General features: G+C 67.4%; 23 protein-coding genes. 10 read left to right on the plus strand and 13 right to left on the minus strand.

Going from position 1 to position 24711, the window contains the following annotated elements:
• The first annotated feature begins 443 nt into the window (after nt 1–443).
• Nucleotides 444–731 carry a hypothetical protein gene (locus EU805_RS11335; RefSeq protein WP_165351936.1) on the plus strand — a complete coding sequence of 96 codons (288 nt, stop codon included), beginning with the start codon at nt 444–446 and terminating at the stop codon, nt 729–731.
• 394 nt (nt 732–1125) lie between these two features.
• Here EU805_RS11335 and EU805_RS11340 read toward each other — a convergent pair whose 3' ends face one another.
• The 3 genes from EU805_RS11340 to EU805_RS11350 all read right to left on the minus strand — a co-directional run bounded on the left by EU805_RS11340 (nt 1126) and on the right by EU805_RS11350 (nt 3293).
• Nucleotides 1126–1803, minus strand: a complete 678-nt coding sequence (locus EU805_RS11340) for a hypothetical protein (protein WP_129764101.1) — start codon at nt 1801–1803, stop codon at nt 1126–1128.
• Between the two features lie 864 nt (nt 1804–2667).
• A complete protein-coding gene (locus tag EU805_RS17950; RefSeq protein WP_129764102.1) occupies nt 2668–2898 on the minus strand; it encodes an AlpA family transcriptional regulator in 231 nt (76 codons plus the stop codon).
• A gap of 47 nt (nt 2899–2945) precedes the next feature.
• Nucleotides 2946–3293 (minus strand): hypothetical protein, encoded by a 348-nt coding sequence (locus tag EU805_RS11350; RefSeq protein ID WP_129764103.1) that lies wholly within the window; start codon nt 3291–3293, stop codon nt 2946–2948.
• Nucleotides 3294–3612: 319 nt separating this feature from the next.
• Here EU805_RS11350 and EU805_RS11355 point away from each other — a divergent pair, with 319 nt between their 5' ends.
• Complete coding sequence (locus tag EU805_RS11355; protein ID WP_242494148.1) at nt 3613–3819, plus strand: helix-turn-helix domain-containing protein; 207 nt, start codon at nt 3613–3615, stop codon at nt 3817–3819.
• Between the two features lie 56 nt (nt 3820–3875).
• Nucleotides 3876–4130 (plus strand): hypothetical protein, encoded by a 255-nt coding sequence (locus EU805_RS11360; RefSeq protein WP_129764105.1) that lies wholly within the window; start codon nt 3876–3878, stop codon nt 4128–4130.
• A 118-nt stretch (nt 4131–4248) separates the two neighbouring features.
• Here the strand turns inward: EU805_RS11360 and EU805_RS11365 are convergent, their stop codons facing one another.
• Nucleotides 4249–5076 carry a site-specific integrase gene (locus EU805_RS11365; RefSeq protein ID WP_129764106.1) on the minus strand — a complete coding sequence of 276 codons (828 nt, stop codon included), beginning with the start codon at nt 5074–5076 and terminating at the stop codon, nt 4249–4251.
• Nucleotides 5077–5082: 6 nt separating this feature from the next.
• Nucleotides 5083–5427, minus strand: coding sequence for an Arm DNA-binding domain-containing protein (locus EU805_RS11370; RefSeq protein ID WP_129764107.1), 345 nt, complete (start codon nt 5425–5427; stop codon nt 5083–5085).
• A gap of 349 nt (nt 5428–5776) precedes the next feature.
• On the opposite strand from EU805_RS11370, the gene EU805_RS11375 reads away from it, so the two are divergent.
• Nucleotides 5777–6766: a hypothetical protein gene (locus EU805_RS11375; protein WP_129764108.1), complete on the plus strand. Its 990-nt coding sequence runs from the start codon at nt 5777–5779 to the stop codon at nt 6764–6766.
• A gap of 12 nt (nt 6767–6778) precedes the next feature.
• Here the strand turns inward: EU805_RS11375 and EU805_RS11380 are convergent, their stop codons facing one another.
• The gene (locus tag EU805_RS11380) at nt 6779–7192 is read right to left on the minus strand and encodes a VOC family protein (protein ID WP_129764109.1); all 414 of its coding nucleotides are present in this window, start codon (nt 7190–7192) and stop codon (nt 6779–6781) included.
• Nucleotides 7193–7236: 44 nt separating this feature from the next.
• Here EU805_RS11380 and EU805_RS11385 point away from each other — a divergent pair, with 44 nt between their 5' ends.
• Both EU805_RS11385 and EU805_RS11390 read left to right on the plus strand, forming a co-directional pair.
• Entirely contained in the window at nt 7237–7815 is a 579-nt protein-coding gene (locus EU805_RS11385) for a DUF421 domain-containing protein (RefSeq protein WP_370318199.1), read from the plus strand.
• A gap of 74 nt (nt 7816–7889) precedes the next feature.
• Complete coding sequence (locus EU805_RS11390) at nt 7890–9191, plus strand: O-acetylhomoserine aminocarboxypropyltransferase/cysteine synthase family protein (protein ID WP_129764110.1); 1302 nt, start codon at nt 7890–7892, stop codon at nt 9189–9191.
• Nucleotides 9192–9286: 95 nt separating this feature from the next.
• On the opposite strand, the gene EU805_RS11395 is transcribed toward EU805_RS11390, so the two are convergent.
• Entirely contained in the window at nt 9287–10054 is a 768-nt protein-coding gene (locus EU805_RS11395) for an SIMPL domain-containing protein (protein WP_129764111.1), read from the minus strand.
• A gap of 3 nt (nt 10055–10057) precedes the next feature.
• Between EU805_RS11395 and EU805_RS11400 the strand changes: the two genes are divergently transcribed.
• Together EU805_RS11400 and EU805_RS11405 are read left to right on the plus strand one after the other, a co-directional pair.
• Nucleotides 10058–13489, plus strand: coding sequence for a hypothetical protein (locus tag EU805_RS11400; protein ID WP_129764112.1), 3432 nt, complete (start codon nt 10058–10060; stop codon nt 13487–13489).
• A gap of 85 nt (nt 13490–13574) precedes the next feature.
• Entirely contained in the window at nt 13575–15506 is a 1932-nt protein-coding gene (locus EU805_RS11405; RefSeq protein ID WP_129764113.1) for a cation:proton antiporter, read from the plus strand.
• A 48-nt stretch (nt 15507–15554) separates the two neighbouring features.
• Here the strand turns inward: EU805_RS11405 and EU805_RS11410 are convergent, their stop codons facing one another.
• On the minus strand, nt 15555–16088 hold the full coding sequence (locus EU805_RS11410; RefSeq protein WP_129764114.1) for a peptidoglycan-binding protein: 534 nt from the start codon (nt 16086–16088) through the stop codon (nt 15555–15557).
• Between the two features lie 92 nt (nt 16089–16180).
• Here EU805_RS11410 and EU805_RS11415 point away from each other — a divergent pair, with 92 nt between their 5' ends.
• The gene (locus EU805_RS11415; protein WP_129764115.1) at nt 16181–16504 is read left to right on the plus strand and encodes a 2Fe-2S iron-sulfur cluster-binding protein; all 324 of its coding nucleotides are present in this window, start codon (nt 16181–16183) and stop codon (nt 16502–16504) included.
• A gap of 129 nt (nt 16505–16633) precedes the next feature.
• On the opposite strand, the gene cobS is transcribed toward EU805_RS11415, so the two are convergent.
• Nucleotides 16634–17413, minus strand: a complete 780-nt coding sequence (gene cobS, locus EU805_RS11420) for an adenosylcobinamide-GDP ribazoletransferase (protein WP_370318200.1) — start codon at nt 17411–17413, stop codon at nt 16634–16636.
• A gap of 63 nt (nt 17414–17476) precedes the next feature.
• Between cobS and cobT the strand changes: the two genes are divergently transcribed.
• A complete protein-coding gene (gene cobT, locus EU805_RS11425) occupies nt 17477–18502 on the plus strand; it encodes a nicotinate-nucleotide--dimethylbenzimidazole phosphoribosyltransferase (RefSeq protein WP_129764116.1) in 1026 nt (341 codons plus the stop codon).
• A gap of 48 nt (nt 18503–18550) precedes the next feature.
• Here cobT and EU805_RS11430 read toward each other — a convergent pair whose 3' ends face one another.
• From EU805_RS11430 to EU805_RS11445, 4 genes are all read right to left on the minus strand, one after another.
• On the minus strand, nt 18551–20104 hold the full coding sequence (locus EU805_RS11430) for a Do family serine endopeptidase (RefSeq protein WP_370318201.1): 1554 nt from the start codon (nt 20102–20104) through the stop codon (nt 18551–18553).
• Between the two features lie 149 nt (nt 20105–20253).
• Complete coding sequence (hflC, locus tag EU805_RS11435; protein WP_129764117.1) at nt 20254–21372, minus strand: protease modulator HflC; 1119 nt, start codon at nt 21370–21372, stop codon at nt 20254–20256.
• Entirely contained in the window at nt 21372–22547 is a 1176-nt protein-coding gene (hflK, locus tag EU805_RS11440; protein WP_129764118.1) for an FtsH protease activity modulator HflK, read from the minus strand. The genes hflC and hflK overlap by 1 nt, the downstream gene beginning before the upstream one ends.
• Before the next feature lie 73 nt (nt 22548–22620).
• Nucleotides 22621–24090, minus strand: coding sequence for an FAD-dependent oxidoreductase (locus tag EU805_RS11445; protein ID WP_129764119.1), 1470 nt, complete (start codon nt 24088–24090; stop codon nt 22621–22623).
• Nucleotides 24091–24711: the final 621 nt, after the last annotated feature.

Consider the following 24711-nt stretch of genomic DNA (forward strand, 5'->3'; position numbering starts at 1 on the left):
CCGGCCTCATGCTCGGCCAGGATGCCGATGATCTGATCGTCCGTGAATCTCGTTCGCTTCATTGTCCGTCCTCAGGTTGGGCCGGACTCTAATCGACGGTGGAGGAAAAATCCCGTGGCAGGTCATTGGTCATCAGATTGTGTCGGCTTCCGCACTAGCTTACCCTCCTGAGACCTAATACCCGAGGCAATCCTATCAGAATTTTGCTGACGATCAAATTTCTGGGGTGTTTGAAACCTGGTACTTTCGCAGGGTCCCAAAGGCCGGCGAAGCGCGCTCAACGCAAAGGCGCGAAGCGCTGCGATAGTTGATGTCTCCGCGCTTCGCGCCTTTGCTATCCCAGCCTTCGTCGTAGCAAGCGTCAGCCCACTCAAAGCGAGTGTCATCTGTCTTGAAAAGCCCTGATGGGTTTCCGTGCCCACGTGTGTCGGGCAGCTCTGCCTATGCATGACGATTTAGGTGTCGATCAGCAATGGAGCGTCACATGGGAATCCCTGCCGATCCACTACCGCGAAAGCGTCGCTAATCTGTGCCGTCGTGAAATCAAAGCCGGCTCGCTTCTGCTGGCACCTCACACCTATCTATTAGCCAACTTCGGCGGATGCCTTTTTAACCGCACGATGCTGCTCGGCCATTTCGGTTTCTCGGGCGTTGGGAGCCGCTCTCGTAAGTTTGGTGGTCTCTCGTTGTTCGCACTGAAGCTCAACCACGAAAGGGGTTTCAGCACTTGAAGCGGCCTGCCCCGCCAGCCGGCGCATGGTCTGCAAAACGAAACGAAACGCGTTTTTTTCCGCACTCAAAAGTGTGATTTTGCGACATCGAACACCCGCATGCGATCCCCCCCGGGGAAGGACCCGTGAAAAGTGACATGCGCAGCAAGCGGGAGGAAATTCTCGCCGCGCATGCCGTGAGAGCGGCCCCATCGGGTCGAGGAACGAGACCATCTGTCCTATCAGGCGCGGTGGGCCCGCGGTGGGCCCGCGGTGGTGGGCGCGGCGCACCGCGATAAGCATTGAGACCTGCCGCCGCCGTGCAAGGACGCAGCAGCGGCTGAGACCGTGAGGTCGCTCACGCGGATCTCGCTGGGTGCTCCGACGGTCTGCTGAATCGGGCGAATGGTGTGGGTCACCCGCCTTCCCTCTCCGCCCGCGCCGTTTGCACCAGCGCATTGCCTTCGCGCGCTCTGCGAAGGTCAACCATGCGCGGGTCATCCGCCGACAGTCCCTCGCTCCAGTGCGCGGGGCGTCTAGCCGGGTCGCTGTCTGCGGCCAGGTCTTCAATGGTGGTAGCCATGCGGCGTCGGCCGACCGCAGCAAATCGGTTGGGCGTGAACCCGGCGCGCTCCAAGATTTCCGCCGCGGCTTTCTTCGAGGGCTTGGCGGCTTCGAGCGACTGGCGCGCGATGCGCTCGTCGTCCTCAGCCCGGCGCCGGCGGTCGAGCTCGTCCGTGATCGGGCGGCGGGCCTGCGTGGCGATCGTCACCAGTTCGCCGGGGGTGGCCCGGCGTGCCATGGTGCGAGCCGCGTAGTCGAAGGCCGTGTTGACGACCCATTCCGGGAACCGGCGCAGGGCCTTGACGTATTCCGCGACGACATCGGCGCGCTCCCGCGGTGTCCAGTCCGGGACGAACCCCAGGTTGATCGCGGTGCTGGCGCGACGAACGATCAGCGCATCCACCGCATTCAACTCGTCACCTTCGGGCGAACGGAGGGAGGTGATCAGTGAATTCGAGTCGGACTTCGCCGGATTCAATACGATCCGCGAGCTGTTCGAGGGCGTCGGCGCCTTGGCGAGTTCGTTCATGTCGGCCTCCGGGGATTGCTTTGAGGGGGGTGGGCTTCAGGGGTTCCGCAGCGAGGGCACCGGCTAGGCGCTCCATTGGCTTGCGAAAGAACGCGAGACTACCGGGCGGGCCATCGCGCTTGCGGGCCATCGTGTCGGCCACCTGATCGAGGATCTGGAGCTCGGTTAGGCCGAGGTCCGTTAGCCAGCGACTGACCTCGACCATTTGCGTGGGCGTTCCGAGACGCTGACCGGTTGGCCCCATAAGACCAGACACAGGGTCACCTCCGCAGGCGGCGATAAGCAGTTCGCGAAAGGTCGAGATTTCAGGCTCGCGTGCGCATGCTCCACCACCACCTTGTTCATGGATGGTTAAAGGGTGGTTTGGGTCCCGCTCCGGGACGGCTTGGGGTCCCGCAGCGGGACCCCTCGCGCTCTGCGGACACGAGAGGAAACGCGGATACCGAGGATAGATTGATGTTGTAGACTGTCGTTGCACCGCTAGCGCATTTTCTTTTGCCAACGACGAGCAGAATGCCTTCCCTGACGAAGTCTCCGCAAATCTTAATGACGGTAGACCGCCCAAGTTCGGTGGCCTCGGCGACGGTGTTCTTGGAACACCAAACCCCAGTACCGTCCTCGCTTGCGCGATCTGCCAAATACAGAAGAACTGACTTTCGGGCAGGCGATCCGATTATGCGCGAATATACAACGTTCACGACAGAAAGGCTCATAAGACAGGCCATTTATTCTCACGAACATTGAATTGCCAACCCGTTCGGGCTTGGCAATATTGAGTAGATCGCATAGGAATCTCTACTGTTTCGATACGGGAATGGTTTGGCTAAAAACGCCTCAGCTTGCCGAAGCTGGGGCGTTTCGCGTTCAGACGTAGGTCAGGTCGCGAGACTCCGAAAGCGCGATAAGGTGGGCCTCAATTTCCGACTGCCACCAGCGTGTGCAACCACCGACTTTGATGGCACGGGGTATTTCTCCCGCAGCATGCATTCGATGGAACGTTGATCGACCAATATTCAGCATAGCGATCGCTTCACTGTCGCGAAGCAACCGGTCGGGTCGGCCGTCACGGTGCAGCTGGGGTGGTGGGGCAGACATGTGGAACCTCCGTTTTGATCCATGTCCCTATGCTGCCTGCTGATTCCCTATTGTTCCTCTGGCGGTTTCCCCGGCCGCACCGCGCTGGGAAAAGCCGGCCAGCTTTCCAGCTCGACACCCAGCAAAAGCCCGATCTCGGCGATCATGGCTCGCGTTTCCTCACCATCGTCGGGGTCTTCGACGCACAGGATCTTCCACAGCATCTCTTCGAAGCTGCTGGCTTTGCGTGTCCGCGCTCCCGCCGCGAGCTCGTGAAGCAATGAGATCGCGATCTCGCCTGCGGCGCCACTTGGAACAGCATTCGCCAGAGCCGTCAGGCCTCGATGAAACAGGCAGATGTCTTTGAAGGTCAGGTGGGAGATCGTCGCGCTCGAGAACCAGTACTTCTCAGACATTCCCCGCCTCACCGCCCGAAGATGCCAGGCGATCAGCTTTGCGCATTGAGAACCGCAGGTGAGACCGAGCCTCTTCAATGTCCCGCCGGCGGACAGCCGAGCCGCCCAGCGCGTCGAGAGCAAGCGATATGCCGTCATGCAGCTCAGCAAGAGTTTCACGAGGGAAAGGGGGAGTGATCGCTCCAAAGCGTTCAAGTGCCATTGTCCTGATCTCCATTTTCAGGCTACATTAAAAGTGCATACCACACTCGTAGCGTGGATTACATCAAAAGTGCAAGGACTATCTATGACGCCGGAACAGTGCCGTGGAGCACGTGCAATGCTTGGACTGTCGCAGGATGACCTTGTCAAAGCATCCGGGATCTCCAAACGAACGATTGCGGGATTCGAGCTGGCGTCTGGTAACCCCTCGGAGCGAACGATCAGAGCAATCCGATTGGCGTTGCAAGAAGCAGGCGCCGAGTTCATCGAAGAGAACGGCGGGGGCGTGGGGGTACGCCTGCGAAAGCGTTCGACCACTGAATGAACGGCAGCGAGGGCCTTCGGTTCCTACTGTTCTCGTACCCAGCGGGACTGTTGATCTTGGACCAGTTCTGGCCGATCGATGCCGCCCAGCTTTCAAGGAATCGGCGAACCCAAGCGAAGCAGATATGCCAGGCAGCGTTTCCCGAAAAGCGCTGGGGCGCGGCCAGAATCAAGGGCGCCGCGGAGGTGCCTGGTCTACATGTTGTCGCGGTGCCTGCGGACATTGCTGGCTTATCTATCGGCATGTCGGTGGACGAACTGCTCCCGATCTTGACCCGCGACCGCTACGTTGCGTTCGTCGAATTCGGATAACCGGCCCAGCGCGATCAAGACATGATGAAGAAAACTGCCTGAGCGCCCTTGCACACATGACTTTCTGCGACGTGGGAGACCCATAGACCATTCTCCCGCTGGAAGGACCCGCCGCGCGCTAGGCGTTCCTGGTCAACTCCACCACATCGCCCCGGGCGCCCGTGCAGAAGCGGCCCCAAGCGTCCATCAGGGAAATTCGCCGCTCGAAGAGGTCCGACCTGCTGTAGGCCCTTTCTACTGCACTTCCGGTTGCATGGGACAAGGCGGCCTCGGCCACCTCTCGATCAGCGCGCGCGCTTTCCGAACACCAGTCGCGGAACGTACTGCGAAAGCCGTGCAACGTGATGTGGCTAAATCCCATGCGCTTGAGCAACGCCGGTCCTGCGTTCACCGATAGGGGCTGGTCATGGGGAACCCCCGACCTCCGATGGCGCGACGGGAAGATCAGTTTCGGGTTCAGCTCATGCACTTGGTCCAAGACGCCCAGCGCCGCATGGCAGAGCGGCACTCGGTGCTCCCGGCCGCGCTTCATCCTTTCGCCGGGCACGATCCAGACATCGCCGTCGATCTCGGACCAGACCGCAGCGCGTGCTTCGCCGGATCTGGCGGCCGTGTAGATCACCCACTCCACCAGGCGCGCGGTGCTACCCTCGATCCCTGCGAGCTGCACGATGAGCTCGGGCAGCTCTTGCCATGGCAGAGCCGCCATATGCTCGGCCTGCCTGCTCACCTTAGGCAAAGCGCGGGCGATACCGTTCACCGGGTTCTCGGCCCCGTAGTGCCCCGCGGTTTTCGCCCAATCGAAGACCCCCGAGATCCGCTGCTTTATCCTGCGTGCGGTGTCGTGCTTCTCGTTCCAGATGGGGGCCAGCACCTCGAGGACCTCAGCAGGACCGATCGTTTCAATCGCGCGATCCCCGATCAGAGGTAGAACATGTAGTTCCATCGAGCGCTACCAGAGTTCCCCGTGCTTCTGATTCTTCCAGGTTGGAAGCTGGGCGGAATGGACGCGCTGGGCAGCGTCCCGAAAGCTCAAGGTCTGACGAGCGCGAACGGTCTCCGGGTTCCCACCTTGGCGGGCGACCTTCCGCATCTCACGTGCGGTTTCTCGTGCATCGGCGAGCGAGACCCATTTGGTCGAGCCGAGGCCGTACTCGCGGCGCTTGCCAAAAACTGCGATCCGCAAGACCCACGATCGGCCCCCGGCCGGCGAAACCTTCAACCACAGGCCGTCACCGTCGCCGTGCATGCCCGGCTTGTTGATCGCCTGGGCGCCTTTATGCGTCAGCTTTCCCATCGCGATCGGTCCACCCTTCTTTCCACCTTTTGGCACTGACTAAGTTTTCTCAACACCGTAAAGCCGCCCACATTTGGTGCCAAATCGCCGTGATATCACAACGGATTGTGCGAGACAATCTGGGACACGCATCCCCTAGCCCTACGGGCTGCCACGGGTGACACCCCCCCCAAAGCTCAATGTTCGCTATGCTCTGGCCGCATGCTGGCGTCAGCGACGCGTGTGCATCGCGACGTCCCGGACGGGGTCGCGTCCTGTCTGGCAGCGGGCTCTGCGATACGTCTGGACCTGGGCCGCGAAAGGCGGCACATCCGAAGGGACCACCCCGGACCGTCCAGGAGGGACCGCCATGCCCGGCCCCGCATCGTTCAACATCATGATCGTCGGCCAGAAAGGCCGCCTTCAGTACGAGGCGCTGCTGCTCGCCGCCTCGTTGCGCGAGAACGATCCCGGTTTCACCGGCCGCCTGATCGTGGCGGAGCCGCAGCCCGGTCCGCTCTGGCCCGAGGATCCGCGCATCGACCCCGAGATCGCCGAGGCACTGACCGAACTGGGCGCCGAAGTGACGCCCTTCGATTCGCGCGTCTTCGGCGCGGACTACCCTTACGGCAACAAGATCGAGGGGCTGGCCGCCCTGCCGCCGGGGGAGCCGTTCCTGTTTCTCGATACCGACACGCTGGTCATGGGGCCGCTCAGCGACCTGCCCTTCGACTTCGACCGCCCCTCCGCCTCGATGCGGCGGGAAGGGACCTGGCCGGTGGAAGAGGTCTATTGGCCGGGCTATACGGCAATCTGGAAATCGCTCTACGACCGGTTCGGGCTGGACTTCGACAGCAGCATCGACCTGAGCCAGCCGGACGAATACTGGGCGCGGTATCTCTATTTCAACGCGGGCTGGTTCTTCGGCGCGGACCCGGGCGTCTTTGGACAACGGTTCCTGAGCATGGCGCAGAGCATCCGTGACGACCCGCCCGAGGAACTCGCGATACAGCCGCTCGACCCCTGGCTCGACCAGGTGGCGCTGCCGCTGGTGATCCACAGCCTTGGCGGCGGGCGTCCGGGGCCTGAGCTGGACGGCCTCGACGGGGATATCACCTGCCACTGGCGGGTTCTGCCGCTGCTTTATGCCCGTGAAAGCGACCGGGTGGTCCGGACGCTGGAAGCCGTCGCCGCGCCCAACAGGATCAAGAAGCACCTGAAGAAATACGACCCCTTCAAGCGGATGATCTACCAGGCCCGCGGCCACAAGGTCCGCGATCTGTTCGACCGGGACGACCTGCCCCGCAAGGAGCAGCAGATCCGCAACCGGATCAAGTCGAAGAACCTCTGGCTGCGCTGAGCGGCCGGACCGTCAGGTCGCGAAAAGCCCCGCGCTGTCGGCGTAGCCCTTGATCTCGATCGGGTTGCCGGAAGGGTCACGGAAGAACATCGTCCATTGCTCGCCCGGCTCACCTTCGAACCGGACCGAGGGCTCCAGCACGAAGTCGGTTCCCGCGTCCCGCAACCGATCCGCCAGCGCGCGCCAGTCGCTCAAGGGCAGCACGATGCCCAGATGCGGCATCGGCACCATGTGATCGCCCACCTTGCCGGTATTCGTCGTGGCGAAGGGCTGGCCCAGGTGCAGGCTCAACTGGTGGCCGTAGAAGTCGAAATCGACCCAGGTCTCGGTCGAGCGGCCCTCGGCCGCGCCCAGGGTACCGCCGTAGAACGCGCGGGCCTCGTCGAGGTCGGTGACGTGGTAGGCAAGGTGGAAGGGATGCGGCATCGATGGGCTCCTTAGACACGCCGCAAGACGGCGCGGATCGGAACATGTCGCAGGCCGCCCCGTTGGTCAACGCACCAGGAGAGACCGCAATGCTGTCAGAGATGCTGTTCCAGAACTGGTCGGGGCTGGCCCGCACCCTGATCGTGGCGCTTCTGGCCTATCCGGCGCTCTTGCTGATGTTGCGCCTGTCGGGCAAGCGGACGCTGGCCAAGCTCAACGCCTTCGATCTGGTGGTGACGGTCGCACTCGGCTCGACCCTGGCGACGATCCTTCTGTCGGAAAGCGTGGCCCTGGCCGAAGGGCTGCTGGCGCTGGCGACCCTCATCGGTCTGCAATGGATCGTGGCCTGGAGTTCCGTCCGGTCCGGCTTCGTAGCCGACCTCGTCCGATCCGACGCCACGCTTCTGGTGCGCGACGGAAAGATCTGTCACGGCGCGCGCCGCCGCGAGCGGGTCACCGAGGACGAGCTGCTGACCGTCATTCGCCAGTCCGCGGCCAACGCGCTCGAGAACACCGGCGCCGTGATCCTGGAAACCGACGGCTCCTTCAGTGTCATTCCACTGAACGATGAAGGCAAGCCGGGCGCCTATACCCATGCAGGCCTCGAACGGCAAACCCACTGAGCGGTCCGGAACCCGAGATTGCCCGACCCCAACCCGCCCGCTAGGGTCGGCGCGACGCAACTGGAGGTAACCCCATGTCCACCGATCCCGACGGCCCCGGCTACGGCTTTGACACGCTGCAGATCCACGCGGGCGCCCGCCCCGATCCCGCCACCGGCGCGCGGCAGGTGCCGATCTACCAGACCACGGCCTATGTCTTTCGCGACGCCGACCATGCCGCCGCACTCTTCAATCTGCAGGAAGTGGGCTTCATCTACTCGCGGCTGACCAACCCCACGGTCGCGGCGTTGCAGGAACGCATCGCCACGCTCGAAGGCGGCGCGGGCGGGGTCTGCTGCGCCTCCGGCCACGCGGCGCAGCTGATGGCGCTGTTTCCGCTGATGGCACCGGGCAAGAACATCGTGGCCTCCACCCGGCTTTACGGCGGCACGGTCACGCAGTTCACCCAGACCATCAAGCGCTTCGGCTGGTCCGCGACCTTCGTCGATTTCGACGATCTCGATGCCGTGCGGGACGCCATCGACGACGACACCCAAGCGATCTTCGGAGAGGCGATCGCCAACCCCGGCGGCTACATCATGGACGTGCGCGCGGTGGCCGATATCGCCGACGCCGCGGGCATCCCGCTGATCATCGACAACACCACCGCCACCCCCTACCTCTGCCGCCCGATCGAGCATGGGGCGACGCTGGTCGTGCATTCGACCACCAAGTACCTGACCGGCAACGGCACGGTCACGGGGGGCTGCGTGGTGGATTCGGGGCGCTTCGATTGGGCCGCGTCCGGCAAGTTCCCCTCGCTGTCAGAACCCGAGCCCGCCTACCACGGCTTGAAGTTCGCCGAGACCTTCGGCCCGCTGGCCTTCACCTTCCACGGCATCGCCATCGGTCTGCGCGATCTGGGCATGACGCTGAACCCGCAGGCCGCGCATTACACGTTGATGGGGATCGAGACGCTGTCCCTGCGCATGGACCGCCACGTGCAGAACGCGAAAACGATTGCCAAGTGGCTCGAGGATGACGACCGCGTCGACTACGTCACCTACGCGGGGCTGGACTCCTCGCCCTACTACGAGCGCAGCAAGACGATCTGCCCAAAGGGCGCGGGCGGGCTATTCACCTTCGCGGTCAAGGGCGGCTACGAGGCCTGCGTCAAGCTGATCGACAGCCTCGAGATCTTCAGCCACGTCGCCAACCTTGGCGATACGCGCAGCCTGATCATCCATCCGGCCAGCACGACGCACCGGCAGTTGCAGGAAAACCAGCAGCGCGCCGCCGGCGCCGCGCCCGAGATCGTCCGCGTCAGCATCGGCATCGAGGATGCCCGCGACCTGATTGCCGATCTCGACCAGGCGCTGGCCAAGGCCACCGCCTGAGTGCCGCGGGGCCGGGTTCGGTCCGGCCCCGCATCACCTACGGGACAGGCCCTGTGCTGCCGACCGATCGGCAGACAACACAGGGCCCCGCGCGCTTACGCGCCCAGGTCCCAGGTCACCGTGACGTCGGCGTTGATCGCAAGCTCCCCCGCCGCGATGGGCGGGCCCGCACCTTCCTGGTCCATCGCCATGCGCATCATCGGTCGCGGCGGCTCCACGGTCTCCGTCTCGCGCATTTCGCTGATCGACCCCAGCGTCACGCCCGCCGCATCTGCATAAAGCTCCGCCTTGGCACGGGCATCCGCGACGGCCGACCGGCGTGCCTCGTCCAGCAGCCCGGAGCGGTCCGCCACGTCGAACACCAGGCCAGAGATCTGCGTCGCCCCCTCGCCCACGACCGCGTCGAGCACGGGGCCGAGATCGTCGAGCACGCGCACACGCAGGTCCACGTCCGTGGATGCGCGGTAGCCGGTGATCGTCGATTCGCCCGTCTCGCGGTCATACTGCTGCACCAGATCCAGCCGCAGCGACCCAGTCTGGATGTCGCGGTCCTCGAGACCCGCTTCCGCGATCGCGGCCATCACGTCGCGCATGTCCGCGGACATGGCGGTCATCGCCGCCTGCGCCGTTTCCGCCTCCTGCGTGACGCCAAGGGAGATCCGCGCCATGTCCGGCACGGCCATCACCTCGCCGTGACCCGTCACCGTCAGGCCGCCTTCCTGCGCCGCCGCCGCACCGGCCAGGGTGCAAAGGACGGCCGCCAGCGCGCCGGTGCGCCACCTTGGACCCGGCGAGTTTCTGCTATAGGTTCGCCGCGAACGGGATTTGCCGTTCTCGATTGCGGGCTTGGCTGGTAGGACCATGACATGACGCCTTTCTTCGCGCTTTCATTCGCCTCTGACGGTATTCGCCTGCTGCACCGTGCACCAGATGGTTGGGATCTTGTGGGCAATGTCCCGCTTGACGCGCCCGACCTGCGCACGGCGCTCGCCGACCTGCGCGAGGATGCGCGCAAGCTGGGCCGCGACACGCTCGACTGCCGCCTGGTGATCCCCGGCGACCAGATCCGCTTCGACACCATCGACGCCCCCAAGGCCGATCGTGCCCAGGTGGAGGCCGCCCTCGACGGCACCACGCCCTACGCGCTGGACGACCTGGCCATCGACTACATCCATGCGGACGGGCGCACCCATATCGCCGCCTGCGCGCGCGAAACGCTGGAAGAGGCGCGCACCTTCGCGGAAGACAACGGGTTCCGGCCCGTCTGCTACGTGGCCGAACCGCAAGACGGCGGGCAGGAGATCTTCTTCGGCCCCGTCGATCCCGCCGTCTCGGTCACGCGCGAGACCGTGCCGCCATTGGCCACCGGGGTCGCGAAATTGGGTGCGTCGTCGTCCGGAGAGCACGGCGTATCGACCAAACCCGGCGAAGCGCCTGCGGACCCTGACCCGATCGAGCCCGAACCCGTCGCCGCTTCCTCCGAAGAGTCTCCGGCCCAAGCGGACGGGCCCGTCGTCGAGGCGACGGCAACCGATGCAGACGTCGATAAGCGGGTTGCCACGACTGCAGAGGTCGAACCGCCGCTCCCCGAGCCGGGCGATACCGGCGGCAAATCGGCCCCCCTCTTCACGCCGCGCGCCGAAGGCCGAGAGGCGGGTCCATTGGCAGCCGGCGCCATGCCCGGCGCGGCAGCCGCGGCCACGACCGCTGCCGCTGCGGACCCGGTCGAGACACCCCCGACGGCGCCGCGCGACGGCCTCGGCCTGCCGGATGCGGCCGACGCAACTGACGCAGCTGACGCGACGGATACGCCGATCGGCGGCACCTGGAAATCCGTGACCACGCAGGCGGATGAGTCGCCGCAAGCGCCCGCCGACCCGCATACCGTGAAGGGCCGCCCTGCCGCGCCGGAGGCCGCCCCCGCGATGCCCGCCGGTCCGAAGCCCGCCGGGTCCGCCACGCGCTCCACCCCCGTCGGCGGCGCGCCGCAGGAGCCGCTCTTCACGCACCGCAAGGAACCGCCCCCCATGGGCAAGGGCAAGGCCGCGAGCGGCCCCGCCCTGCGGGCGGAGATGCCGCACGATCCCGCACGCCGCGCAGCGCTCGGGGCCGCGGTCCGGGCACCCGGCACGGCAGCCCTCGCACCCGGCGTCGCCGCCGATCAGGCGCTCGACCCCTCACCGTCCGAAGAGGTGAGCTACCTCAAGTCGCGCGCCCGCGACGCAGCCCCGGTCGGCCTGCCGGATGATGCCCCCCGCGCCCGTGGCCGCACCCCGCGCTTCATGGGTCTCATCCTGACCGGGGCGCTGCTGGTCGTGTTGTTGCTGGTCGGCTTCTGGGCCTCCACCTTGCCGGACGAAGGGATCTCCTGGTTCTTCGGCACCGACGACGAAGACGTCGAAGTCGCCGCCGCACCGGTCGACACACCGAACGAAGCACCGGAGGACGTCGCGACAGCGCCGGTTGGAGACGACGCATCGACCGATCCGGACACCACCGTCACAGCCTCCGCCCCGGCAGAGGCGCCCTCCGCCGTGGCCCCCGCGCTGGTGCCCGAAGAGCCCGTCGCATCCTCCGCCCCTTCCGCTCTCGAATCCGAGGCGCCCGCGGCGGAAGCGCCGCCCCTGCCCGTGGTCCGCGCCCCGAGCAGCGGCGTGCTGACCCCGGCGGAAGCGGACCGCATCTACGCCGCGACCGGCGTCTACCAGCGCGCGCCCCGGATCGCCGTGGTGCCGCGCCCGCAAACGACGGAAGCGCCCCGGCCTGAGGCCACCGCGCTGACCGACGTGCCCACCGTGGCGCGGCCCGAGGCCCCCCACGCAAGCACCGACGCGCCGGATGCCGCGCTGAGCGCCCAGCCCAATCCCCCCGCCGCCGGGATCCAGTTCGCGCGCGATCTGCGCGGTCGGATCCTCGCAACGCCGGAGGGGGTTGTCACGCCGGGTGGTGCGCTGCTATTTGCCGGTGCCCCGGACCTGCGCCCGGCGCCCCGCCCGGGAACGCCGGAACCTGTGCCCATCACCGCCGTCACGCCGCAGACGGCCGATCCCGATCTGCCCGAAGGGGTGCGCCTGATCGCGGGCCCGCCCCCGGTCCAGCCACGCGTCCGGCCCGAAAGGCTGGCACCGCAAGCCGCAGCCGCCGACCCGGTCCGGATCGACACGCCCGATTCAGCGACCACCGCTCCGACCGGCGCAGAGGTTGCCGAGGGCGTCCAAACCGCGACCGTCCGGATCGACACGCCGACGCAGGGCCTCCCGTCACAGGCCGCGCCCGAGGCCGAAGTGGAAGCCGATCCCGCGCTCGAGATCCGCACCGAAACCGTCGAAATCGACACGCCGGAGGCGACGGACAACACCGCCCCCGTCGTCGTCACCGAAGGCGCGCCGGACCAGCGTCCGACCCTGCGACCCGACGGCCTGGCGCCTGCGCAAGATCCCGCTTCCCAGGCTGCAGACGCGGTCGACCCGGTCGAGATCACCACCCCCGTCAACACCACCCCCGTCGTCGTCGTCACCCAAGGCGCGCCGGATCGCCGACCACCGCTTCGCCCCGAGGATGCAGCGGTCGCAGCGCCGCAGGACACTCCCGCGGTCGTCGTGACGCAAGGCGCCCCCGACCTGCGGCCGTCCTTGCGTCCGGTGGGATTCTCCAGCCTGTCGCCCACGGTGACGATCCAGCCCGCGCCCGCTTGGCTTGCGTCCTCGCGCCCGCCGAGCCGTCCGAGTGACCTTGCCCCGGAGGCCGAGGTAGATGCGGTGGCGGACGATATCGCCGAGGAAGTCGCGGAGGAGGTCGCGGCCCCCGCACCTGCGGATATCAACGCGATCACCGCCGCCCTCGCGGCGGCAGCGGCGCCATCGTCGTTTTCGAACCGCACGGCCCGCGCCGTCGGCGTGACCCGGCGCCCCGGCGCACGTCCCGGCAATTTCGCGCAGACAGTCGCCCGGGCGCAAACCGCGACCACCCAGCGGCAGGCGGATGCGGTCGTCCAGCGCCCCGCCACCCAGCCGCAGGTCGCCGCGCCGGCCACCGCCGCCCCCGTCGGCCGGCCCACGGCCACGGTCGCCCGCGCCGCGACGCAGGACGACGTGATCAACCTGCGCCGCATCAACCTCGTCGGCGTCTTCGGCCGTCCCAACGCCCGCCGCGCACTTGTGCGTCTGGGCAACGGGCGCTACGTGAAGGTCGAGATCGGCTCCTCCCTCGACGGTGGCCGCGTCACCGCCATCGGCGATTCCGCGCTGAATTTCGTGAAAGGCGGGCGCACCTATGCGCTGCAATTGCCCACCGGTTGAGTGGACCGCCCCGCGGGCCCGAAAATCTGTCGCATCGCCTGCATTGCCGCATTGCCTCGCGCCCGCCAGCCTGTAGGACGGGGGCATGGATAGCTTTCTGCTGCAAGCCACGATCTACCTGAGTGCGGCCGTCATCGCGGTCCCCTTTGCCGCGCGCCTCGGGCTGGGCTCGGTCCTGGGCTACCTCGCCGCGGGGATCGTCATCGGCCCCCTGACCGGGCTCGTCGGGGCCGAGGCGCAGGACATTCAGCATTTCGCCGAATTCGGCGTGGTGATGATGCTATTCCTCATCGGGCTGGAACTGGAACCCCGCGCGCTTTGGGACATGCGCGACAGGCTGATCGGGCTTGGCGGCCTGCAGATCGTGGTGACCACCCTTCTGATCGCCGGGGCGGGTATCGCGCTTGGCTACGACGTGGTCACGGGGTTCGCCATCGGGTTGATCTTCGCGCTGTCCTCCACCGCCATCGTGCTGCAGACCCTCTCCGAGAAAGGGTTGATGCAGACGGGCGGCGGCCGCTCGATCTTCTCGGTGCTGCTGACGCAGGACATCGCCGTAATTCCGATGCTGGCGATCCTGCCGCTGCTCGCCTCGCCCGCGACGCGCGTGGCGCTGGCACCCGACGGCTCCGTCCAACGCGCGGCCACCGAAGAGGCCCACGGCGCCGATCACGGACTGAGCCTTGTCGAGGGCTTGCCCGGCTGGGGCGTCACGCTCGTCACCATCGGCGCCGTCGCCGCGGTCATCCTGACCGGCATCTACCTGACCCGCCCCGTATTCCGCTACATCCACCAGGCCCGCCTGCGCGAGATGTACACCGCCCTCGCACTCTTGATGGTCGTGGCCATCGCCGTGCTGATGGAAACCGTGGGCCTGTCGCCCGCGCTCGGCACGTTCCTCGCTGGCGTCGTGCTGGCCAACTCGGAGTTCCGGCACGAGCTGGAATCGGACCTCGAGCCGTTCAAGGGCCTGCTGCTGGGCCTGTTCTTCATCACCGTGGGCGCGGGCATCAATTTCACCCTGCTCGCGGCCCAGCCGGGGACGGTCGCGGCCTACGTTCTGGGGGTCATCCTCATCAAGGGCGCCGTGCTCTATGCACTGTCGCTGCTGTTCCGTATGAACGGCAAGGATCGCTGGCTCTTCACGCTGGGACTGGCGCAAGCGGGGGAATTCGGCTTCGTGCTGATCTCGTTCTCGCGCAGCCAGGGCGTGCTGACCCAGCCGTTGTCGGAGCTTCTCCTGCTCGTCACCGCGCTGTCGATGCTGGTCACGCCGCTCTTGTTCATCGCCTATCATTACATGACCCACCGCATGGACGAGGAGCACGCGGTCGAGGACGACGAGGTCGACGAGACCGGCACCGTCATCATCGCGGGCATCGGGCGCTTCGGTCAGATGGCCAACCGACTGATCCAGTCAGCGGGCTTCTCGACCGTCGTGATCGACAACGACCTGGCTGCCGTGCAGACCATGCGCAAGTTCGGCTACCGTGGCTTCTTCGGCGACCCGACCCGACCGGACCTGCTGGCCGCCGCCGGCATCGACGAGGCGCGGGTCATGATGGTCTGCCTCGACGACCGGGCCCTGGCCTGCCAGTTGACGGCCTACGTGCGCAAGGTCCGGCCCGACATCCACATCGTCGCCCGGGCCTACGACCGGGTGCACAGCTACGAGCTTTACGCCGCCGGGGCCGACGACATCGTGCGCGAGATGTTCGACAGCTCCCTGCGCGCGGGCCGCTACGCTTTGGAGAACCTCGGCCTCTCTCCCTTCGAGGCGGCCGAGGCGGAGACGATGTTCTACCATTCCGACCGCGCGATGGTGCGCGAACTGGCCGAGGTCTGGAAACCCGACATCTCTATTTCCGAGAACGAGGATTACGTCGCCCGGTCGCGCAAGCTGAACTCTGACCTCGAAACCGCGCTGGCCGCCCGGGTGCAGAATCGCGACCACGAAGGTGACGACGCGCGCCTCGCCCCGCGCCGCCCCGGCGATACCTCAAGCGGCACGCAGTAGAGCGCACGGCGCAGGACCGGTTCCTTCCGGCCCTTGCGCGGGATCTGACTATTCCAGGGGCACCGCCGTAAGCCCGAGGCTTCGGGCCGTGGCCACCGACAGGATCGCGCTGTCGATCCCCTGCGTCCGCTGCGCCAGACGCACGGCGTCCTGTGTCGGTCCGTCGTAGTCGCCCGTGATCGGCCCGGCGTAGGCACGCCGCACCAGAAGCGCGCGCTGAAGGCTCGCCACGTAGTCTTCCGTCAGGACCGGTGGGCAGACCGCCTCGAACCGGGTGCCTTCGCCGGTGACCACTTCCCGGGGCGTGCTGATCTTGCGCACGACCGCGGGTTCGATCACCCGGCCTTCGGCATCACGGCGGGCGGGACGCACCTCCTCGAAGGTGTCGACCACGTCGACCCGCCGGGGGGCATCGGCCCGGGCGTAGCAGGTGCCCGTGGCGTCCACCTCGATCTGCGCCCCGAAGACGACCATCGGCACCGGCGCCTCCGCTGGCGGCGGGGCGGCGCAGGCGGCACAAACCGCCAAAAGGGCGATGGACAGGGAAGATCGGGTCATCCCATCGACATAGCGGCTGATCATGAATGCGTTAAGCGTCTTTTCACGCTGGCCCAAAGTGACCACCTGTCCTAGTGTCCGCAAAACTGCGCCTACACAGCCCGGAGGACCCGTTCATGGCAAAGATCACCTACGTCGAACACGGCGGTAAAGAGCACGTCGTCGAAGTCGCCAACGGCATGACCGTCATGGAAGGCGCGCGCGACAACGGCATCCCGGGCATCGAGGCCGATTGCGGCGGGGCCTGCGCCTGCTCGACCTGTCATGTCTACGTGGCCGAGGACTGGGTCGAGAAACTGCCTGCCAAGGACGCCATGGAAGAGGACATGCTCGACTTCGCCTACGAGCCCGATCCCGCCCGCTCGCGCCTGACCTGCCAATTGAAGGTGTCGGATGCGCTGGACGGGCTGCGGGTGCAGATGCCCGAAAAGCAGATCTGAAGCGGTACTCGGCCGGGGGCCGGACGGGTCTCCGGCCAAACCTGCCGCCGCGCGCGCGTGATCCTTCTGCAGGCCGCGCAGCACCGGACCGGCCGTTCTCCAACGGCGGCCTTGTGCCTTCCGCTTGCCTCAGACCCGCGCCGACAGCACAAGAAGGACCGTGATCTCGGCCCATTGCTGGGTGGCGCCGAGGATATCGCCGGTCTGTCCGCCGATGCGGGCCTGCGCGATCCGGGCCCAGACGAAGGTCACGGCGACCACCATCGCCGCGGCGACCGGCGCGGCCCACCCCAGCAGCAGCGCCACGATGGCCGCCACGGCGCAGGCCAGCGCCGCGGTCGGACCCTTGGGGCGGCCGACGTGATGGCTTACTCCGCCGCGCTTGGCGTTCCGCAGACCCGCCATTACCACGGTCATCGGCGCGCGGCTGATCGCCCCGACCGCGATCGCGGCGGGCCAGAGCGTGCCTGTGCCGATCAACAGCACCCAAATCTGCCAGCGCAGCAGCAGGCTCAGCACCAGGCCGATCACCCCGTAGGCGCCGATCCGGCTGTCGGACATGATCTCCAACCGGCGCGCTGTGTCGTGACCGCCCCACAACCCGTCCAGGCTGTCGGCAAGCCCGTCTTCGTGCAGCGCCCCGGTCACGGCGATCTGCGTCGCCACGAGCACCAGCGCCGCCACGCCGACCGGACATCCCAGCCATAGCATCAGCGCCGCTGCCGCTGCCCCGAGCGCCCCGACCAGCGCGCCCGCCAGCGGCCAGGCCCAGGCCCCCGCCGCGCCGCGGGACGTCGCGCGGTCGCCGTCCACCGGCACCGGCAGACGCGTGAGGAAGCCCACCGCCGCGGGCAGGTCGGTCCAGTCGGGCCGCGTGTCGTCATCGAAGATCGCCATGTCGTTGTCCACCTTCCCTTCCCTTCCCCCATGGTTAGACAGTTCGCACGCCCGCAATGCAACGAGGACAAGACCATGGCCGCCCCTTTCGATACGCTCGACACGTTCCGCAGCCTGCTGGCCGGCGCTCCGGCGCCCGACGCGGAGGCCCGCGCGCAGGCCGCCGAACGCAACGGACAATTGACCAAGCCACCCGGCGCGCTGGGCCGGCTCGAGGAACTGGCGCTTTGGGTCGCAGGCTGGCAAGGCGCGGCGCGGCCCCGGATCGCGGCACCGCAGATCATCGTCTTCGCCGGCAACCACGGCGTCTGCGCGCAGGGCGTGTCGCTCTTCCCGGCGGAAGTGACCGCACAGATGGTGGGCAATTTCGAAAGCGGCGGGGCCGCCATCAACCAGTTGGCCAAGGCCGCGGGAGCGCGGCTCGACGTGGTGCCGCTGGACCTCGACACGCCCACGCAGGACTTCACCCAAGGCCCCGCGATGACCGAGGCGGAGGTCGTGGCCGCCCTCGCCACCGGCTGGGAGGCCGTGGCCGAGGATGCCGACCTTCTGGTGGTCGGCGAAATGGGGATCGGCAACACCACCGCCGCCGCCGCGATCTGCGCAGCACTCGCGGGGGGCACCGGCAGCGATTGGGCAGGACGCGGGACGGGGGTGGACGACGCGGGCCTTTCGCGCAAGGCCGCCGCGGTGGACGCCGGGCTCGCGCGGAACGCCGAGGCCCTGTCGGATCCGCTGCACGTCCTGCGCTGCCTGGGCGGGCGGGAGATTGCGGCCATGGCGGGCGCCATCGCGCGGGCGCGGGTCGACCGTATTCCCGTGATCCTCGACGGTTTCATCTGCACCGCCGCAGCCGCCCCGCTGGCGCACGCGGTGCCCGGGGCGCTCGATCACACCGTGGCGGGCCACCTGTCGTCCGAAGGAGCGCACGCCCGGCTGCTCGCGGCGCTCGACAAGCGCCCGATCCTGGACCTCAGACTGCGGCTGGGAGAAGGCTCCGGTGCGGCGGTAGCGATCCCGGTCCTGCGCGCCGCGGTGGCGTGCCTTTCGGACATGGCCACCTTCGCGGAAGCCTCCGTCGCCGGTCAGACCGGTCCCTGATCTGGCCTTCGGCCCCGGGCCTGACCCGGGGCCGCCAGCCCTCTGGGCCTAGTCGTCCAGCGTCAGAGCGACGAAACGCGGATCGCTGCCGCGCCGTACGAGCAGCAGGATCGAGGTCCGCCCCGCATCGCGCGCCTCGTCGACCGCTGCGGTCATGTCGTCGACCGTGGCGATGCTGGCCTGCCCCGCCTCGACGATCACGTCACCGACCTGCAGTCCCTTGCCACCGGCGACCGAGCCCTCGTCAATCGACACGATCACCAGGCCGCTGTCGACCTCCAGATCGTATTCCTCGACCAGCCCGTCCGCCACCGGCTCCACCGACAGACCCAGGATCTCGGAGGGTTCGCTTTCCGAAGGTTCGACGGTGTCGGGGAAGGAGGTCGCCTCGTCGGTCTCGCGCCGGCCGAGCGTCACGGTCGTGTCGATCGTGTCGCCGTTGCGCAGCACCTCCATCGCGATCTCGGCCCCGACCGGGGAGTTGCCGACAAGCCGCACCAGTTCGCGCGTGTCCGGCACCTCGGTCCCGTCGAAGCTGAGGATGATGTCACCCGATTGCAGGCCCGCCTCCTCGGCGGGTCCGGGCGGCACGTCGGTGATCAGCGCACCCTGCGGGCTGTCCAGCCCGTCGATGGCGCCCACCATGTCGGGCGTCACGTCCTGGATACGCACGCCCAGCCAGCCCCGGCGGGTTTCGCCGAACTCGATGAGCTGATCGACCACGTCCGTCACCACCGCCGCGGACATCGCGAACCCGATGCCGATGCTGCCGCCGTTGGGGGACAGGATCGCGGTGTTCACGCCGATCACTTCACCGGCCATGTTGAAGAGCGGCCCGCCCGAGTTGCCGCGGTTGATCGCGGCGTCCGTCTGGATGTAATCGTCGTAGGTCCCCTGCAGCGACCGATTGCGCGCCGACACGATGCCCGCGCTGACAGAGAACCCCTGCCCCAGGGGGTTGCCCATCGCCATGACCCAGTCGCCCACGCGGGCGCCCATCCCGTCGCTGTCACCGAAGGCCACGTAGGGCAGCGGCGTGCCGTAGTCGACCTTCAGCACCGCGATGTCGGTGTTGGGATCGGTGCCTATGACCTCGGCGGGCAGCATCTCGGCGGGCTGGTTATCGCCGGGGAAGAACTCGATCTCGATCTCGTCGGCGGATTCGATCACGTGGTTGTTGGTGACGATGTAGCCGTCGTTGCTGATCACGAAGCCCGAGCCCAGCGCGCTGGACTGGCGCGGGCGACCGGGGCCCTCTTCGAGGTCGTTGAAGAAATCCTCGAACGGGGAGCCTTCCGGCACCAGCCCACGCGGGGCGGAGGGTCGGCTGATGCTGGTCGAGGTCGTGATGTTCACCACCGAGGGGCTGACCTGCTCGGCCAGCTCGGCGAAGGTCACGGGCCGTTCCATCCCCGGCGGGGTAAGCTGTGCGGCTTCCGCCTCGGCGTTGGCCTGCGCATCGGGCAAGGCGCCTTCCTCGGTCGCGGTCTGGGCGGGCAGCGGAAGCGCCTGCGCGACGATCAGAACCATCGCCAGGGCAGTGCCGCCCCAAAGGGTGGGTCGGCTGGATCCTGTGCGCCGTTCTGCGAGTGCCTGTGCCATGCGATATCCTCCAACGGGTGTTTGGTCGAACCATAGCCCGCCGCGCGCGCTGTGCAATGGACCGCGCCCGGCAACACGGCTCTGTGACAGGTGAACGAAAAAGGGCCGGTCGCAGGACCGGCCCTTAGTAGCGTTCGATTGCGCCGCGATCAGCCCCCGGTGGAGGCGTCCGAATCGGCCGGAATGACGAAGACATCCTCCTCCGCGTTGGCCTCCTCCGCCGCGGGCTGGGCCGTCGCGGCGTCGTCGGCCTCGGCGGTTTCGTCCTCCGTCGCGGGAGCGGCATCGGCCCCGGTGTCGCCCGCGTCATCCGCACCTTCCGTGGCCTCACCCGTCCCCGCCCCGGTCGCCGCGGGGGTGGCGGGGGCTGTCGGCGCTGCTGCTGCGGCCTCGTCCGCCGCGCGCCCTTGGTCCGATTGCAGGTAGTTGAAGAACTCGGAGTTCGGGTTCAGCACCATCGAGGACCGGCCCTGCCGGGCGAACCGCTCGTAGGCGGTCATCGAGCGGTAGAACTCGAAGAACTCGGGGTCCGCGCCGAAGGCTTCGGCGAAGATCGCGTTGCGCTCGGCATCGGCCTCGCCTCGGGTGATCTCGGCCTGGCGGTTGGCGTCAGAGGTCAGCTCCACCACGGTGCGATCCGCCTGGGCGCGCACCCGCTGGGCCGCCTCGTTGCCGCGCGCGATCTCGTCGGCGGCTTCGCGTTCCCGCTCCGCCTTCATCCGCTCGTAGGTCGCGTTGAGGTTCGCCGGGGGAAGGTCCGTCCGCTTGAGGCGCACGTCGATGACTTCCAGCCCCAGCCCCAGACCTTCGGCGATGGCGTTGTTGCGGATCCGCTGCATCAGCGCCGCCCGGTCGGTCGAGAGGATGTCGTTGGAAGACACCGTACCCAGCACGTTCCGCGTCGTGTCGCGCAGGATGCCGTCTAGACGGCGCGAGGCGACCTCCAGCCCGCCGGCACCCACGGCCTGGCGGAACCGTTCGACATCCGCGATGCGGTAGCGCGCGAAGGCGTCGACCACCAGACGCCGGTCGTCGGAGGGCGTGACTTCCAGCGGATCGAGATCGCGGCTCAGGATACGGTCGTCGTAATTCACGACCTCCTGGATGAAGGGCACCTTGAACCCGAGGCCGGGATCTTCCTTCACCTTCACGATCTGGCCGAATTGCAGGACCAGCGCCTTCTCGCGCTCGTCCACGATGAAGACCGAGCCGAGCGCCAGAAGCACGACGATCAGCAGGGCCGGCAGCAGAAGCAGGGATTTCCGCATCAGTTCGATCCTCCGTCGGTGTTGGCCGCGACATTGCGCCCGTTGTTGCGGTTCAACTCGTTGAGCGGCAGGTAGGGCACGACCCCGCTACCACCGCCGGCCCCGCTGGTTTCATCCAGCAGGATCACGTCGAGCCCGCCCAGCACGTTCTCCATCGTTTCCAGATAGATCCGCTTGCGCGTGACCTCCGGCGCTTGGGCGTATTCGTTCAGCACGGCCGAGAAGCGCGAGGCCTCACCGGCGGCTTCGTTGACGACCCGTGCGCGGTAGCCTTCCGCTTCCTCGAGGGTCTGGGCGGCTTCACCGCGGGCCTCGGCCACGACGCGGTTGGCGTAGGCATCGGCCACGTTCGTCAGGCGATCCCGCTCCTGTTCGGCGTCCTGCACCTGGCGGAACGATGCGATCACGGGTTCCGGCGGGTCGGCCTTGTCGAAGTTCACGCGGATGATGTTCACGCCCGAATTGTAGCTGTCCAGCGTGCTCTGGATCTCGCTGCGCAGCCGGTCGGCGATGGCGCCGCGGTCGCGGTTGAGGATCGGCGCCAACTGGCTTTGCGCGATGATCTCGCGCATGACCGATTCGGAGACCGCCTCGATGGTTTGCGGCGGATCGGCGAGATTGAACAGGTAGCGTTGCGGGTCAGAGATGTTCCAGACGACCTGGAAGTCGATGTCGACGATGTTCTCGTCGCCCGTCAGCATCAGGCCCGCGTCCATGCCCGACTGGCTGGTGCCGATGTCGACACTGCGCTCGGAGGTGACCTGCAGGATCTCGCGCGTGACCACGGGCCAGGGCGCGAAGTTCAGGCCGGGACCTTCGGTCGACTTGTAATCGCCCAGGAAAAGCTCGACCGCCTGCTCTTCCGGCCGGACGGTATAGAAGGACGCCATGCTCCACAGGACCACGGCCGCCAGGACGCCGAGGCCGATCATGCCGCGGGTGACCTTGGGGCCTTCGCCGCCACCGCCACCGGCCCCGTTGCCGCCGCCGGTCTTGCCGCCCATCAGGACGCGCAACTGCTCGCGCCCCTTGTTGACCAGATCGTCGATCTCGGGGATCTGCGGCTTGTCACCCGGCCTGCGCGGCGGACGCGGCGGAGGTGTCCCGCCGTTCGATCCGCGATTGCCGTCGTTCCCACCGCCACCCCCCCAGGGGCCTCCGCCATTGCCTGCCATGTAGCTGGTCGTCCTTCATGTTGCGCCCGTCCCCGGGCCGTCCGTCTACAGGTGGGGAAAGCCCACCCGTTAATCAAGTCGTGCGGGCCGGCGCGCGCATCGTCATCATCTCTTCCGAGATGGTGGGATGCACGGCGCAGGTGCGATCGAAATCCTCTTTCGTCGCCCCCATCTTGATGGCGACGCCGATCATCTGGATCAACTCCCCCGCGTCCGGTGCGACGATGTGACAACCCAGCACGCGGCGCGTTTCGGCGCAGACGACGAGTTTCATCAGCACGCGGCTGTGGCTGTCGATGAAGGCCTTGTTCATCGGCCGGAAGCTCGTGGCGTAGACCTCGATCGGCCCCTGCTCCGCCGCCTCGTCCTCGGTCATCCCCACGGTGCCAAGCTCGGGCTGGGTGAACACGGCCGAGGGGATCAGCGCGTGATCGACCGGCGTGGGCTCGCCCTTGAAGACCGTGTCGACGAAGGCCATGCCTTCGCGGATCGCCACCGGGGTCAGCGGCACCCGGTCGGTCACGTCGCCGATGGCGTAGATCGAGGGCACGTTGGTCTGGCTGTACGCGTCCACCACGATGGAGCCGTTCCGCTGGAGCGTGACGCCCGCCTCCTCGAGGCCCATCCCGTCGGTCGAGGCGCGGCGTCCGGTCGCGAAGAGCACGTGGTCGAACACCTTCTCCACCCCGTTGCTGGCTTGGGTCCAGATCGGCCCCGTGGCCTTGGGATCGGGCCCGGGCGCGTCCGTCGCGGCGGCTTCGTCATCGCCCGCGGGCGCACCCATGGTCGCGTCCGAGCCCGTGGGCCGCGGCCCGCTGGGCGCGTCCTCGGCGCGGCACATCTCGGTCAGCGTGGTGCCGGTATGCACGTCGATGCCGCATTGCTTCATCGCTTCCGACAGAAGACCCCGCGCCTCGTCGTCGAATCCCTTCAGGATCTGCGCCCCGCGCGCATAGATCGTGACCTCGACCCCGAGGTTTCGCATGATACAGGCGAATTCGCAGGCGATGTAGCCGCCGCCCACGATCAGCAGGGACTTGGGCAGCTCTTCCAGCAGGAACATGTCGTCGCTGACCAGGCCCAGATCGGCGTTCTCGATCTCGGGGCGCACCGGGTAGCCGCCCACCGCGACCAGGATATGCTTGGCGCTCACCGTACCATCGTCGTCCAGCCGGACGGTATGGGGATCCGCGATCACGGCCCGGCTGTCGAAGATCTCCACCTCCGATCCGTCGAGCAGCTTGCGGTAGACCCCTTCGAGCCGGTCGAGCTCCTCGCGCAACCGGGGGTGGAAGCGGGCCCAGTCGAAGTCTCCGGCGCGCGCCTCCCAGCCGAAGGCCTGCGCATCCGAGATCTGCGCCGCCCCCTGGCTTGCGAAGACCATCAGCTTCTTGGGCACGCAGCCGCGGATGACGCAGGTCCCGCCCAGCCGGGATTCCTCGGCCAGCGCCACGCGCGCCCCGGTCTGGGCGGCCATCCGCGCGGCGCGCACGCCGCCCGAACCACCGCCGATCACGAAGAGATCATAGTCATACTCGGCCATCGCGTCGTTCCTTCAGTCCCGCAGTCGCGCGCACCCTATGGGCAACCCCCGCCCGGCACAACGCCGCCGGTGCCTTCCCGTGACCGGATCGGCCCGCCGAAGGCCCGATCCCCTGTTCATCTGGCCGGATAAACTCCGGGGGAGCCCCGCAGGGGCGGGGGCAGAGCCCCCTCGCCGTCCAAACCTGTGCCGCGTGATGGAGATGGGCACTGGCTTCGTCGCATCACGGCAAGGGACTGACGTCAGCGCCCGGTCGACTTGACCCGCCGACGCCCGCCGGATGCACCGGCTGCCCGGCGAAGGTCACGAAAAGGTCATCGGTCGCCCGACAGCGCATGGGGCTCACCAATGGTGGCCTTCCGCCCGCTTTCCACCGGGCTCGATGGACCAACGGACAATCCCCGCGGGAACCGACGGCCGCGCCCTCGCGTAGAAAGGCGAACCGCAAGGCACATCAAACCCCAGACAGGCGAGGCCACGAGATGACCGACGACAACTCCCACGACATGAACGACGACCACCCCGTCGATCCGAAGCGGCGCCTCTTTTTCGGCACCGTGGCCGGCGGCGCGGCCGCGACCGGATTTGCCGGGGCGGCGCAGGCGCAGACCGCGCAAGGTG

Source organism: Salipiger sp. IMCC34102, assembly GCF_004145405.1.
Lineage (GTDB): Bacteria > Pseudomonadota > Alphaproteobacteria > Rhodobacterales > Rhodobacteraceae > Loktanella.

Coding starts and splice junctions, on each gene's coding strand:
- EU805_RS11335 (WP_165351936.1), top strand. CDS start 444: ATGCATGACGATTTAGGTGTCGATCAGCAATGGAGCGTCACATGGGAA.
- EU805_RS11340 (WP_129764101.1), bottom strand. CDS start 1,803: ATGAACGAACTCGCCAAGGCGCCGACGCCCTCGAACAGCTCGCGGATC.
- EU805_RS17950 (WP_129764102.1), bottom strand. CDS start 2,898: ATGTCTGCCCCACCACCCCAGCTGCACCGTGACGGCCGACCCGACCGG.
- EU805_RS11350 (WP_129764103.1), bottom strand. CDS start 3,293: ATGTCTGAGAAGTACTGGTTCTCGAGCGCGACGATCTCCCACCTGACC.
- EU805_RS11355 (WP_242494148.1), top strand. CDS start 3,613: ATGCTTGGACTGTCGCAGGATGACCTTGTCAAAGCATCCGGGATCTCC.
- EU805_RS11365 (WP_129764106.1), bottom strand. CDS start 5,076: ATGGAACTACATGTTCTACCTCTGATCGGGGATCGCGCGATTGAAACG.
- EU805_RS11370 (WP_129764107.1), bottom strand. CDS start 5,427: ATGGGAAAGCTGACGCATAAAGGCGCCCAGGCGATCAACAAGCCGGGC.
- EU805_RS11375 (WP_129764108.1), top strand. CDS start 5,777: ATGCCCGGCCCCGCATCGTTCAACATCATGATCGTCGGCCAGAAAGGC.
- EU805_RS11380 (WP_129764109.1), bottom strand. CDS start 7,192: ATGCCGCATCCCTTCCACCTTGCCTACCACGTCACCGACCTCGACGAG.
- EU805_RS11385 (WP_370318199.1), top strand. CDS start 7,237: ATGTCGCAGGCCGCCCCGTTGGTCAACGCACCAGGAGAGACCGCAATG.
- EU805_RS11390 (WP_129764110.1), top strand. CDS start 7,890: ATGTCCACCGATCCCGACGGCCCCGGCTACGGCTTTGACACGCTGCAG.
- EU805_RS11395 (WP_129764111.1), bottom strand. CDS start 10,054: ATGGTCCTACCAGCCAAGCCCGCAATCGAGAACGGCAAATCCCGTTCG.
- EU805_RS11400 (WP_129764112.1), top strand. CDS start 10,058: ATGACGCCTTTCTTCGCGCTTTCATTCGCCTCTGACGGTATTCGCCTG.
- EU805_RS11405 (WP_129764113.1), top strand. CDS start 13,575: ATGGATAGCTTTCTGCTGCAAGCCACGATCTACCTGAGTGCGGCCGTC.
- EU805_RS11410 (WP_129764114.1), bottom strand. CDS start 16,088: ATGATCAGCCGCTATGTCGATGGGATGACCCGATCTTCCCTGTCCATC.
- EU805_RS11415 (WP_129764115.1), top strand. CDS start 16,181: ATGGCAAAGATCACCTACGTCGAACACGGCGGTAAAGAGCACGTCGTC.
- cobT (WP_129764116.1), top strand. CDS start 17,477: ATGGCCGCCCCTTTCGATACGCTCGACACGTTCCGCAGCCTGCTGGCC.
- EU805_RS11430 (WP_370318201.1), bottom strand. CDS start 20,104: ATGGCACAGGCACTCGCAGAACGGCGCACAGGATCCAGCCGACCCACC.
- hflC (WP_129764117.1), bottom strand. CDS start 21,372: ATGCGGAAATCCCTGCTTCTGCTGCCGGCCCTGCTGATCGTCGTGCTT.
- hflK (WP_129764118.1), bottom strand. CDS start 22,547: ATGGCAGGCAATGGCGGAGGCCCCTGGGGGGGTGGCGGTGGGAACGAC.
- EU805_RS11445 (WP_129764119.1), bottom strand. CDS start 24,090: ATGGCCGAGTATGACTATGATCTCTTCGTGATCGGCGGTGGTTCGGGC.